This window comes from Lactobacillus sp. ESL0791 (assembly GCF_029433255.1).
GTDB lineage: Bacteria > Bacillota > Bacilli > Lactobacillales > Lactobacillaceae > Lactobacillus.
On the sequence record NZ_JAQTHU010000001.1, the window covers coordinates 1269495 to 1282995 of the forward strand.

12 protein-coding genes are annotated in these 13501 nt (G+C 39.1%); 6 read left to right on the plus strand and 6 right to left on the minus strand.

Features of this window, described 5'->3' with window-relative positions:
• The first annotated feature begins 64 nt into the window (after positions 1-64).
• The 3 genes from PT285_RS06300 to PT285_RS06310 all read left to right on the plus strand — a co-directional run bounded on the left by PT285_RS06300 (position 65) and on the right by PT285_RS06310 (position 3781).
• Positions 65-529, plus strand: a complete 465-nt coding sequence (locus PT285_RS06300) for an NUDIX hydrolase (protein ID WP_277148813.1) — start codon at positions 65-67, stop codon at positions 527-529.
• A 130-nt stretch (positions 530-659) separates the two neighbouring features.
• Positions 660-2222 carry an SLAP domain-containing protein gene (locus tag PT285_RS06305; protein WP_277148815.1) on the plus strand — a complete coding sequence of 521 codons (1563 nt, stop codon included), beginning with the start codon at positions 660-662 and terminating at the stop codon, positions 2220-2222.
• Between the two features lie 284 nt (positions 2223-2506).
• Positions 2507-3781 carry an ISL3 family transposase gene (locus tag PT285_RS06310; RefSeq protein ID WP_277150635.1) on the plus strand — a complete coding sequence of 425 codons (1275 nt, stop codon included), beginning with the start codon at positions 2507-2509 and terminating at the stop codon, positions 3779-3781.
• 53 nt (positions 3782-3834) lie between these two features.
• On the opposite strand, the gene PT285_RS06315 is transcribed toward PT285_RS06310, so the two are convergent.
• The 3 genes from PT285_RS06315 to PT285_RS06325 form a co-directional block, all read right to left on the minus strand.
• On the minus strand, positions 3835-5646 hold the full coding sequence (locus PT285_RS06315; RefSeq protein ID WP_277148817.1) for a BspA family leucine-rich repeat surface protein: 1812 nt from the start codon (positions 5644-5646) through the stop codon (positions 3835-3837).
• Between the two features lie 292 nt (positions 5647-5938).
• Positions 5939-6325: a transposase family protein gene (locus PT285_RS06320; RefSeq protein WP_308203025.1), complete on the minus strand. Its 387-nt coding sequence runs from the start codon at positions 6323-6325 to the stop codon at positions 5939-5941.
• Positions 6322-6777, minus strand: coding sequence for a transposase family protein (locus tag PT285_RS06325; RefSeq protein ID WP_277148811.1), 456 nt, complete (start codon positions 6775-6777; stop codon positions 6322-6324). The genes PT285_RS06320 and PT285_RS06325 overlap by 4 nt, the downstream gene beginning before the upstream one ends.
• 590 nt (positions 6778-7367) lie before the next feature.
• On the opposite strand from PT285_RS06325, the gene PT285_RS06330 reads away from it, so the two are divergent.
• On the plus strand, positions 7368-7652 hold the full coding sequence (locus tag PT285_RS06330; protein WP_277148819.1) for a hypothetical protein: 285 nt from the start codon (positions 7368-7370) through the stop codon (positions 7650-7652).
• A 249-nt stretch (positions 7653-7901) separates the two neighbouring features.
• Here PT285_RS06330 and PT285_RS06335 read toward each other — a convergent pair whose 3' ends face one another.
• From PT285_RS06335 to PT285_RS06345, 3 genes are read right to left on the minus strand one after another with little or no spacing between them, the layout of a single operon-like run.
• Positions 7902-9317 (minus strand): DASS family sodium-coupled anion symporter, encoded by a 1416-nt coding sequence (locus tag PT285_RS06335; protein WP_277148820.1) that lies wholly within the window; start codon positions 9315-9317, stop codon positions 7902-7904.
• Between the two features lie 17 nt (positions 9318-9334).
• Positions 9335-11152, minus strand: a complete 1818-nt coding sequence (locus PT285_RS06340; protein WP_277148822.1) for an FAD-binding protein — start codon at positions 11150-11152, stop codon at positions 9335-9337.
• Between the two features lie 15 nt (positions 11153-11167).
• On the minus strand, positions 11168-12952 hold the full coding sequence (locus PT285_RS06345; RefSeq protein ID WP_277148824.1) for an FAD-binding protein: 1785 nt from the start codon (positions 12950-12952) through the stop codon (positions 11168-11170).
• Positions 12953-12998: 46 nt separating this feature from the next.
• Here PT285_RS06345 and PT285_RS06350 point away from each other — a divergent pair, with 46 nt between their 5' ends.
• A complete protein-coding gene (locus PT285_RS06350; RefSeq protein ID WP_277148826.1) occupies positions 12999-13175 on the plus strand; it encodes a LysR family transcriptional regulator in 177 nt (58 codons plus the stop codon).
• A gap of 47 nt (positions 13176-13222) precedes the next feature.
• Entirely contained in the window at positions 13223-13501 is a 279-nt protein-coding gene (locus PT285_RS06355; RefSeq protein ID WP_277148828.1) for a hypothetical protein, read from the plus strand.

Here is a 13501-nt window from a genome sequence, read left to right on the forward strand (position 1 = left end):
GTCTAATTAAAGCGATTTTGAAATATACTAAGGCATAGTTATAAATTTTTACGGAAAGAACAAAATGAAAAAAGACTACATCACGGAAATAAGAAAAAAAGTTGGGCATGATCCAATTATTCTCACCTTTGCGGGTGGCATTTTAACCAATAAAAATAATGAAATCTTATTGCAAAAAAGAGCTGACTTCAATTCATGGGGGCTGCCCGGAGGCGCACTAGAATTTGGAGAAACTGCAGAAGAAGCATGTAAACGAGAGTATCTTGAAGAAACTGGTTTAAAAGTTAAAGTTACATCACTATTAGGAGTTTCGACGAATCAAATACAGCATTACCCCAATAATGACATTGCGCAAGCCATCGTAATTGCATTTATTGTCAAATATCTAAAAAAAGACGAAATAAAAATAAGTCCAGAAACGCTAGCTTTAAAATATTTCGCTCAAAATGAATTGCCGTCCATTTTTAATCAACAGCATAAAAAGTTGATTAAAAACTACTTTTCAGGTAATTATCCCTTTTTCGATTAGGTCGGTGTTGCCGCCACATTATAACTATCACAAGTAAATAATTGTTATTTTGAAGTTTTGTTAATTATTACATCCGGTAAGTGCAATCGGCGGTATAATTGAGAAAATAATCTTATTAGTGAGGCTAAAAATGAAAACAAATAAAAAATTATTAGTCGGCTTAGTTGCAACATTGCTTGCTGCCAGTCCAGTTTTATCTGGACTCAGCAACACGCAAACTGCTCAAGCCAGCAAGCAACGGCAACTAGTTTTACTCAACAGTACCCGCGTCTATAACCAATCTGGGAAAAAAATCAAGTCTACTAACAATAACACCGACGTCTACGTCAACCAAGATGCTCAAGGTTACAATTATATTGATAACAATGATATTGGTGATATACCATACACTGGCAAGACTGTCAAAGTTCGTGGTCAACTATACTATAATATAGAAAAGAATAATTACGTTAACGCTGCCGACGTTGTCAAGGTTAACGGCAAAAATATTAAGCAAGGAAAGTTAACTCTGAGTTGCCGCTCACGTGTTTACACCAAAAACGGCAAGCGGACCCGCCAAACCATAGCAGTAAACAGTATCATTAGCCATGCAGGAAAGGCTAAGACTAGCAGTGGTAGTTTACCAGAATACTTTTTCTATCAAAATAACGCGCGCTCTGAGAACCCAACGGTTTGCTATCTGCCAATGACTAAGATCAAGGGCGGTTACTACTACTCAATTGGACGTGGGCACTACATCAATGCGGCTAATGTTGCCAGTGTTGACGGACAAGTCCTCCGCTTTAATGGCGTAACCACAGCAACGCTTAAGGCTGACACGGTTACCCAAAATATTGCTAACCGCAAAACCAAGCACACTCTTAAAAAGGGCCAAAAAGTTAAGGTGGACCTAGCGGTTGCACCTTGGGCAGAAGACTTCGACGGTTATATCTACAGATTGCATGATTATCCTGATGAATATGTTTCAGAATTTTATATTACCTTAAGAAAGGATTTGCCAACTGACGATTATGATAACTTGGCATATAGTTATGTCACTACAACAGGCAATAGTAATACTGAGCTGCCCCTGTATAACTTCGACGGCACAGACAGCCAAAGCACTGTTAAAGGCGACTACCACAACTTGGTTGAGGTTGACGGCATGCTTTATCTATGGGTAGCAAGCGAACACAAGGCTGAATTGTTCTATCACCTGTTAGGTTCTGACAGTGAAACCCATATCACTGACAAGACGGCCACACCAGTTACACCAGCTGCTACGGCCGTAAATCCAAGCACAGATAACAAGGCAATAACGACTACTGCAGCTGACAGTAATTCCGAAAGTCCAAGTAAAACAAAGGATTACAGCAACATGTTTATCAAGGCCAGCGATGTCAAATTCGTTCGCGGCATTAAATTAACGCCGATTAATAGCGAGCAGGATACGGAAGCTGACCAAAAAGTTGCTACCGCGGCTGATAAGAGCGACTTACAGACTTTATTAGCTGATGGTCAAAAAGTTGAAAGTAGTAATGAATATCGGTATTCTCTATCAGAACTGCGGAAAACTTATGATGCTGCCTTAGCTAACGCTGCTGTCTTAATCAACTCTGACAAGGCGACCGTTGCTCAAGTTAAAGAAGCTACTTGGCTGCTTAAGACTAGTCAAGCCCAATTGACAGCATTAGACTTCCAACCATGGAGTTAACTTGCATTATTTACAAAAATATTTATAAGTACAATACTAGCAGTTTTCCTAAGCAAATTGCTAACAGTCAAAAAACAGAACCAACTTCGTTTTGGAAGCTAGTTCTGTTTTTTTCTAATTAAACTTATTTGGCTGTACAATTTATCCTGTTGATGAGTAACCTTATGGTATCTTATTAACAGGATATTCTTTTGCTTAAAAGGCAAAAAAAAGAGGACAGTTAAAACTGTCTTCCCTAATATCCGTTAATCTACCACAATCTCTTGATTTTAAGGAGTTTTATCATATCCTCTCTTACTAATTCTATTAAATTTCTGCTTGATATTAAAGACAAAAATCTTATCTTCTTTGATTTTTATTTAGCTGACGATCAGGTTACTAAAATATTAGTCGCTGAACTTAAATTGCCTCTGACACAATGTCCCACTTGTCATGGCCCATTAGTTCATAATGGGCATTATCTCTCAATGGTTCATTATCCTGCTTACAACGCTTCTCACCCTTTGCAGATTAAACTGAACAAACAACGGCTGTATTGTCGTCATTGTCATCAGACCTTCTTGGCCAGCAGTTCATTAGTTGATAAGGGCTGTTTTATTGCTAAACCTGGCAAACAAAAGATTCTCCAAGAATTGACTACCGATCGTTCCATGAAAGAAATTGCTCAGGCTAATAATGTTTCTGATCATACAGTATTGCGTGTTCTGACTAAATTCGGTAAACAGCCGCGAGCAGATGATTATGATTACCTACCGCCGCATTTAGGTGTTGATGAATTTCGCGGCGTTGGACGACAGCTGCACTTTATTTTCATTGATGGTGCCAGTCATCGCATTATTCGGGTATTAGAAACTCGCTTAAGGAAAGATATTATTGCTTATTTCAATCATTTTCCTTTAACTGTTAGAAATCAGGTAAAAACTATTACCATGGATCTTAATTCTTATTACCAGGATATTGCCCATGAGCTGTTTCCTAACGCTCTAGTCGTTATCGATCGTTTTCACATCATTCAGATGCTTAATCGGTCGTTTAACCAACTGCTGATGCAGACAATGAAACAATTTGCTCCTGGTGATCAACGCTATAAATTGCTTAAATTCTACTGGAAATTTTATTTAAAACCAGTGGCTGATTTAAAGTGCGATAAGCTGAAGTACTATCACCACCTCAAAAGGATGTCTAATCAAGCTTTTATCGTTGATGAAGGCCTAGATGTCAGCCCCAAGTTACGGTCAACCTATGAGCTGATGCAGACCTTTAATAAAGCCCTGCGAACACATGACGAGCAAGAGATGATGAGATTGTTAAACTGTAAAGATGATTTAGGAGAGCAAATGAAAACCACACTTAAGACTTTTAAACGCAACCAAAAGGCTGTAATCAATGCAGCAATATCGAAATATGCCAATGGCTGTGTTGAAGGCACCAACCGTAAGATTAAACAGATTGAACGAACAGCTTACGGCTATCGTAACTTTGATAATTTGGTTACCAGAATCATGTTGGAAACAAAAAATGCCGTGCTAAAAGAAAATACTTTAAGCGCAGTTGCCTAAAGTATTTCAAATTAAATATTATTTCTCATCAACTGGACTTGACGAACAACCACTTATTTCAGATCGAAGCCTTTAGGAAACTGCGGCTTCTTGCCATTATACATGACGTAAACTTCCTTTGGACTCTTCTTAGCAGATTTATGATAAAGCTTGAATAACTGCTTGGCAGTATAATGCTTACCCCGCGGCCGCCTAATTGTGCCCTTGCCTACAGCTTGAATATGCTTATAATCAGCGCCAATGCCGGAACTCTTCCGTAACTTGTAGTGACCCAACTTAACGGCCAAACCGTCAGGACTGCCGGCACTCTGCAATATCGCACTGTTATGAATATTAAAATGACTGAGATCGACGCCAGCTAATTTTTTATCAAACTGAAACATTAAAGTCGAATCGGTTAATTTCGGTGTGTAAAAACCACTTAAATCAACATAAACTAGACTAGGGCAATGCCTGAACATGCTGCCCATAACCGTAACGCTTTTGGTATTCCAACCCTTAAGATTGATATTTTTCAGTTTCGGATCGTATTCAAACAAGTTATCCATAACTTTTACCTTGCTGGTATCAAAGTTATGCAAGTCTATACTAACGAGCTGCGAATCTTTTCTAAACATTGACGACATATTGACTAAGTTGCGCGTATCAAAATTGTGCAAATCCAATTTTGGCAGAGACTTGTCTTCTTCAAACATGTAATGCATATCCGTAACTTTAGAAGTGTCAAAACTACTCAAATCTAAATGAGTCAATCCGGTATCAGCCTCAAACATGTATGACATATTTGTAACCTTGCTGGTATTAAAATGACTTAAATCCAGACTAGTCACATCTGAATTAAGTGAAAACATCTCACTCATATTGGTAACATTACTAGTATTCAATTTGCTTAAATCTAAATCCTGTAAGTGAGTAAATCTGGAAAACATGCTGCACATATTTGTAACGTTTTGGGTATCAAGCTGTGCTAAATTCAGGTTAGTTAAACTCGCATCATAGAACATATAACTCATATCCGTAACATGACTAGTATCAAAGTGACTTAAATCAATTTGGTCATACTTTGCACCACTGAACATCCCTGCCATATCTGTAACCTTGCTCGTATTGAAGTGGCTCAAGTCTAATTTTGCACCTGCAACCCCACTGCCTTGAAACATGTTAGTCATGTCTGTTACATTGCTGGTATCAAAGTGACTTAAATCAAGATTCGCCAGACGATTCCAAGAAAACATCCCGTTCATTGTCGTCACATTTTTAGTATTAAAATTAGTCAAATCAAGGGCGCTTAATTTAATAGTTTGGTTGAACATCCCACTCATATCAGTGACATTACTGGTATCAAACTTGCTAATATCCAGATTGGTTAAAGCACTATCGTAGGAAAACATAAAATTCATATTAGTTACTTTACTAGTATCGAGATGACTCAAATCTAAACTAGTTAAGTTGTAATCATTGGCAAATAAATTTGCCATGTTAGTGGTAGCACTGCTGTCCAGCTTATCTAGGCCTTGAATATCCTGTAAATTACCCAGATTGCCTAATTTATTCTGTGCATCAGCTGGTAATTTAGTATTCTTAGAAAAATTAATGTGTTCAATATTATTAGCCCAAGATATTTCTTTAGCCAAAGGGACGCTTGATAGTTGCCCGCCATTAAAAGTCAGTGTCTTAGTTACAACGTCGTAATTCCAACTGCAATCACCGTCTATTCCGCTCCAAGCACCGGTAGCACTGGTATTGCTACTTGGAACGACAGGTGTATCGGCTGCTACTGGCTGGCTAACAACTAACATCCCACTAGTTCCTAGTGCTAAGAAAGTTAGGCCAACAGCAAAATTGTGTTTTGTATTATTTTTCATTTTCTTGCCTCTTCTCTTTTATACCTAATATTATAGAAGAAAAGGTGGTCATTAACTTTATATCAAAGAAACTTTATCATATATTAAGCTGTGATTATTCATAAATAAGAACAAATTGCTTCACTTGCATTTTTAAGCTGATTAGTTTTCCTTATTAATCGATATTTTTTATAACCGTATCGTTGTATAATTTTTCAATATAACTTGATATTTAAATTTAAAAAGGAGAGCAAAATTTTGCCAAATATAGCATTTTTTATATTTTTTACATTAGACTTCTTCGGAAATTGTTTTAGAGTTTTAGCAATTCATAATTACAAAGCCCACAAATTAAGCTTGCTCTTAATTTAAACCTTCTCCGCCGATTGCGATATTTCTCTGCCATTATTTTAAATGTCTTGAACTTAGCATTAATCTGTTCTACTTTAATCCTGACTTTTGATAATTCATGGTTGAACTCTTTATCTGTCTTGGATAATGGCCGTTTCTTTGATTTCTTAATCGGGGTTGTGCTGTTAAAGTGTAATTTTTTAATTCCTTGATATCCACTGTCGGCAATTATACAGTGGTTGCCTGTTACTCTCTTACCTAATGAAGTTTGATATAACTTGAAATCATGAACTGCTCCTTTGGCAAAAGCAATAGCAATAATTTGCATTGTCTTGGCAGCAATTACTATTTGCGTTTTGAGTGCATGCTTTTTATGTTTACCGGTGTAGTATTCTTTTTGCTTTTTTTAGGCCTTTGAATTGGGGAGTCGGTCCCGTCAACGATTAGATAATCACTCTCCATATCGCTGCCAACCAGTTGTTTACGACCAGGTAAGTTGAACTTACCGCTTTTAATTAAAACTTCTTCAGTATGAGTAATAATGTCATGAACAGTTGATTCTGCTAAGTGAAAGTTGACAGCTAAAGACTTCATTGTGATATATTCACGATAGTATTTAAGCATGATTAAGACTTTATCTTCAATTGAAACCTTGCTTTTACGGCCATGATGCGCATGACTGCGGTCATAATCTGCTTTAACCAGGTCACACATAACGGAAAAAGTAGCAGGTTTGACACCAACTAACTGTTTAAAATCCTTAGCGGATAAATTTTTAAAGTCTTCTTGATAGGATAACATTAGGCTTCACACTCCATGAAAGTATTTTATCGCAAAATAAGATAGATTAGCTAGGATAAATTTACTAATTATCGAAGAAGTCTATTAAGCATAACACTTTGGATATACAGAAAACATATAAATAGCAGTAAGCCTATCAAAGTGGTTGAGTATCTGAGTGCCTTAATAGCTGGCATATTAGTTACTGTAAATCTCATCTCCATAGTATTTTTAAAGCGAAATTTTTTAATTGAAAATTTTTATGTAGAAGTTACAGCAGCAATAATTTTACTAGTACTATCTGCTTTCATGTTACTAGCAAGTAAAAATTCTAAATATAAGCCATTTTTCCATGAATTAGCTGGCGCATATTTCGCTACAAGCATGATAATCTTGTTAAACATAAATTAGTTGTTGACTTAAGAAGTCATATAATTCACCTGAATCAATGCCAAATGTTATCTTGTAGATCTGTTTAAAATTTTATCATTTGCTGAAGTATTTGGCATTCCGATTGGTTTATACTATTTTAGGTCAATGAAAAAGGCCATGACCACACTATTACTCGTGCTGCAGTTGGTGCCCTTATTGCTGGCACTACTGGTGGCAAGATGAAGGAATACATCGACCACCTCGGTTTAGTTATTAATCTGACTGATGGTAGTAGTTTTGAAGTTGAGCTTTTAACTGCTAAAAGTAAGGCAGACGGTTTTATTGTTAAAATGGCATATTCAAATTTAAATCATGTCATCGCAATTCTAGATAGTTGGAAAGCCAAAAAAGATGCAGAAGAAAGAGCTATCGAAGACAAAAGTACTGATACAATCATTGACATCCCTACAGAAATACGAAAATACAAGCAACTAATGGATGATGGAATTCTTACCCAAGGATGAATTCGACACTAAGAAAAAACAATTATTGGGGCTTTAAAGCTCCAATGATCCTAGCATGACAAAAGGATAAAAATATTTTTCTACCTAAAGTCAATGAGTATGATAACCTCTAATAAAATTTAGAAAGAAAAACCAAGTTACAAAACTGCTGTAATGACTCTTAATATTTATATTCAATATAATTTAAATTTACGTAAAAAAATACATCAGCATAACAAACTGCTGATGTATTAATGTTTATAGCGTGTTTTACCACATACCGATAACTTTAGTCCAAAGTAATCCGCCGCCAAGCCAAATTACATTCAGGACTACACCAATGATCGCACTTAATTTCCACCAATCCTTATTAGAAACGTAACCGGTTGAGGAAAGTAGTGCCGCTGGTCCGGCCGAATAGCTTGATGTTGACAAGTATAAAGACCCATCAAACGCCAGCATTAACGCAGCCATTACCGGTGGAACACCGGCACCGATAGCAACGGATAAAAAGCCTGCATAAAGAGCAGAAATTTGCGTGGAAACACTTGGAAAAAGATAGTGGAGATAGAAGTATACCAAATATAAAACTACCAGGACTAGAATCCAATTCATGCCGTGAAGTGCACTACCAAGTGTCTTTGAGAACCACGGGAAGAAACCTAAAACCATTAATTTTTGGGACATCAGCATGATAATCGATAACCAGGTTAAAATATTCCAAGCAAAACTTTGACCCAAAATATCTTTAACGTTGATTACCCCGGTTATTAGCAACAAGGCAACTGCAATAAAACTGACTTCAGTTGCATCAATTCCAAATTTTGCACCAACCAGCCATAAAATTACGGCTAGAACGAAAACAACCGACATGATTTTTTCTGCAGCTGTCATCTTGCCCAATTCTTGTAACCTGATATCAGCCCAAGCATGAGCGTTTGGCGTTTCCTTAACCTCGGGCGGGTAAATTTTATATAAAATGAATGGCACTACTAAGAGCGAAATTACACCCGGAACAAGAGCTGCCAAGAACCATTGCATCCATGAAATTGAAATATTTTGTGTTTTGGCGATTCCTAAGGCAACCATGTTTCCTGCCAGCCCAGTCAAAAACATCGTTGAAGTAACGATATTAACTTCATATTCATTAAAGACCAGAAAGGAGCCCATTTTTCTTTGGGTTCCTTTTTTAGGATCTGAACCCATCTCCTTAGATAGATTATCGATAATCGGGTACATGATTCCGTTAACCCGGGCATTATTACTTGGAATGCCAATTGCTAAAACTGTTTCAACCATTGATAACGCATAGGCTAAGCCTAACGTTTTCTTACCAAAAGTCTTAACAAAGAAATAAGCAATCCGCTTCCCTAATCCCGATTTAATGAATCCGGCTGCCATGAACATACACATGGCAACCATCCAGGCGGTTGAATTACCAAAACCGGCTGCAACTTCATTCATATTAAAGATGCCAGTCAACGTGGCAATCGTAATCGCGATTAAGGTCGTTGCCATCATTGGCAGTGGCTTAGTTACACAGGCAATAATTGTCGCAATAAAAATTGCAAACAAATGCCAGGCCGCAACACTGATTGCTCCGGGCTTTAACGGGGTTAACAGCCATAAAATAATACCAATCGCCAAGGGAAGAATCCATTTCTTCCACTGAAATTTATCTAACATTTTTTCTCCTTCCAAATTTATTGCTCTGCTTTTTTAATTGCCCGATCTACAGCTTCTTCCAAAGCTCTCGTTGTAGATGAAGCACCGGAAGCCGCATCAACCTTGGTTGAATTGGCAGCCACAATCTGCTTGGGCAATTCTTTAATTGCCGTTGCCCCAATCCCCTCAGTTTCATGATTTTCAAGCACTTCAACGTTTTTAATTTGTTTATCTGAATAAGTGACTCGAACCAGAATTTTGCCGCCAATGCCCGCTTCGGATGAGCCTAGATATTGGTTAGGACCTAGTTCGACTGTATCTTCACGCGAACCCGCAACCAAATCATTGACCGCAGATATAGCATTGACTAATTTAATTGCTTTCTGTTCAGAATTAGTTTTAGCAGCATTCTCGCCAGCAATTTTGCCAAAAATTAAACATTCTGCCAGATTACCACCTCCTTGATAACGGTTGACACACATTCCGCCTAATTCACCCGCACTAAAGAGGTGGGCAAGCGGCTGATTATTCGCATCCAAAATTCTTGCTTGCTCATCATGGACCGGCCCACCCTGTGTGTTCAAAACCGCTGGTGCCAAGTTAATTCCATAAAGCTTGCCTGCACTAAATTCAGTTAGGCTTTCCGGTGCGCGCTTAAATTCTGGGTCATAACCATCTCTTGCATACTGATTAAAACGGTGAATGGTCTGGTCTAAATTAGCAGCAGGAACCGCCATTTTAGCTGCTAATTTTTCGACGGAATCTGCACTAATAATTTTCTTAAACAAGTCTTGGTATTTTAGTTTGCCAGCTTCTTTTTCTTGAACAAATTTGTCGTACTGTTTCTGGTCAAAAACAAGCCAGGCATTGTCATAAGCATGAGGAAGCAGGTAATCACCGTGCTGATAAATATGACCATGGCGAAACTTGGCATCTTCTTTCATGAAGCGTGTTCCATCATCGGCAATCGCCAAAATTGATCCCGACTTCATGTTCTTCCAGCCGCTAATTTGGCGTCCGCGCGTACCGGCACTTTCGGCAATGACGTAGCCAGGGACAATTCCCAACGATTCGTAGTTACCCATGTGCCACATTTGGGCACCAACTTCTTGTGCCATCCGAATTCCGTCGCCATTGTTATACAGGGTTCCTAACGGTGTTAATTTAGATACGTGCAAGTAATCCTGCTGCATTTCTGCATTATTTTCAAAACCGCCGGTAGCCAAGACGACACCATTATTTGCATGTAAACAATATTTCTGGTGATTGCGCTCAACAACAACGCCCTGAATCGCACCCGTTTCAGGATCCTGCAGCAAGTTTTCTGCCTTAGAGTTAAGCCAAACGTCAATCTGTTCCTGCCGCTCCAAAACATTTTTTCGGATCACTTTCCATAAACCTGCATCAAAATCCTGATTGTGCACGAGTATAAAATCGAATGTGTCAGCACCAGCATATTCAGGATATTCACATAAATGTGACTTCTTAGCCAAATGATCACCGACCCGGTAATCTCGTGACCAAATGAAAGGATTAATCCCTAAATAATCGATAAAGTACTGCGGCATACTAACAAAACCATCCAAATAAGCTTTCATTGTCTTAGCTTCAACCGTATATGGTGCTGCTAATGCTTGATAATAGTCATCGATTTTCGCACGGTCATGCGCCATCGCCACGTGTTGGGCAGAATAGCGGGTATTGCCGCCTTCATGCCCATACGGTGCGGCATCAACCAGCAAAACCTTGGCCCCATTATCGGCAGCAAATCTCGCAGCAGTTCCACCAGCACCGCCAAATCCTAAAACAATGACGTCATAACTGGCGTTCCACTTAGTTTCATCATCTATTTTCAAAATATGTACTCTTTTCTAATGCTTTATGTGCGCCAATGCTTGTGTAACTGCCTCTTTGAAGGCTCTACTGGTCGTACTTGCCCCGCTAACCGCGTCCACATCGGTTGATTGTTTAGCAAGCATTTCATTAGTTAATACAGGAATTGCCTTGCCGCCCATGCTTGGCGTTTCTTTTTCCTGAAGGGTCTCAATTTTTTTTATCTTGTTTTGGTCATCAACGGTTACCCGCACAACAATTGGTGCATCGTTTATGCCATTTTCACTCATTCCGATTCCCTGATTTTTGCCAGCCGGAAAATCAGTTACTTCCGCGTGGGCATCAGAATGCAGCTCGGGTGTTTGCGATGCAGAAGTTGTAACGTCGGCCTGCACAACTTGTTCCTTTACTGCAGCAGCATTTTCACCAGCTATCTTGCCGGAAATCAGCAGATCAGCAATGCTGTTAGCCCCGATATATTTGGTAGCAAAAATATCTCCGAGTTCACCGGCTTCATATAAGTGCGGTATAACCTTGCCTTGCATATCCAAAACTTCACAGTTTTGGTTACGGTGCCCACCGCCATGCGTATGCAAAATATTATGCCGGACAGGAATTGCATAGTATGGGCCTGCACCAAGTGACCGCATTGTTGTAATTTTTCGATTCAGAAACATGTCACGTTTCTTTTCGTCCGTCAAGAAATTAAAATCGGCAACTGCTTGTTCCAACTGTGGAGCATTTATTTCTTTAGCCAAAGTTGCCAGCGAGTCTGCCTTAACCGCATACGTAAGCAGCTCTTTAATCTGCTGCGCCTTGTCTGAAGTGTCCGCAGCTAACTGATCGTATTGCTTTTGGTCAAAAACAATGTGCGGATGATTTTGATTAGGAATCATCACCCAATTACCATGGTTATATTTATAACCGTGGCGGTCTTCTTCATCTTCCCTAAAGTAACGGGTACCATCATCACCTGCAACGAAAATACTGCCGTTAAATAATGACTTCCAGTTAATCATGTAGGCAAACTTTTCTCTTGGCTCACCCTCATCAAGGGACAAACCATGAGAATCGTAATTTGACATGTGCCACAGACGGGCTCCTGCTTCAACAACTAAGTCGATCCCTTTACCTCGGTTGTACAGGGTGCCAATCGGCGCAAGCGATCCTTGACCTAAAAATGTCTGCACCATGTCTTGATTGTTTTCGAAGCCGCCGCAGCTTAAAACGACACCGTTGCGTGCAGCAATGTTAAGCTCATGCTTTTCTCTCTTAATCTGCACACCTAAAACAGTTCCTGTTTGTGCATCCTGAATCAGATGCTCCGCTGGACTGGCAAACCAAACATCAATCTTGTCCAAACGGTCATAAACTTTTTTACGCAGCAGCTTCCAAAAGCCACCATTATACATGCCCTTAGTCATGCTTTGCGATTGCATTGCATCCGCATGCTTGTATTCCGGATACTCACCCTTGGGACGCCGACCAGTCGGCTGGGCTTCAATGCCAAAATATTTTTGCGAATATTCTTTCATCTCAAGCACATTATTAACAAAAGTATCCAAATCGGCTGCGTCATATTTAAACGGATAATAAGTCTGCACGTAATAATCTTTTAAGTCAGCAAAATTATTTCCCCATGCAAAGGCACCACCAGCATAACGTGTGTTGCCGCCCTCGCTGCCCTCGGGAGCCGAATCAATCAGCAATACCTTTGCTCCCTTATCGGCAGCAAAACGAGCCGCTCCAGCACCGGCGCCACCAAAGCCAACCACGATAACATCATAAACTGCGTCCCATTTAAGCGATGAATTATAGATCATTTCTTTACCCTGCACTTTCTTTTTAATTCATACTTGAAATCTTAACTTGCTTTCACATATAAATCTACTTTTTTACTTTGGTAAATTAGTTGAAACCGGCAGTTATACATTAATTGCCGCTTATTTTGAAATAACGCAGCCGACAATTACCGTGGCAATCAAACGCTTGACCAAAAACTTCAATGATCCGCTGATTATTAAAAAAATCGCAAGAGCAAGTTAAAACTTACTTTTGCGGGTACGCTGCTTTACAAAAAGTCTGTAATTTTATTGCAGGACATCGCCAACATCAACTACGATGTTAAACACGCCAGCGACAAAAAAATCCGGCTTGCCTTTTCTGGGAAGCCGGAAGCATTTATATTCTCGACATCATCAAACAACTTTATCAAGAAGGAAGACTCTACCGATGCGTTTGCCAGGTTGACTAAGGGCAAGGTAGACGTTGTAATCTATTCTTGGATGGTACAGATCAATGATTCCAATTACTTTATTCACAATTTAAATCGGACAGAGCTCGTGATAATTACCGGCTTAGATGACCAATAG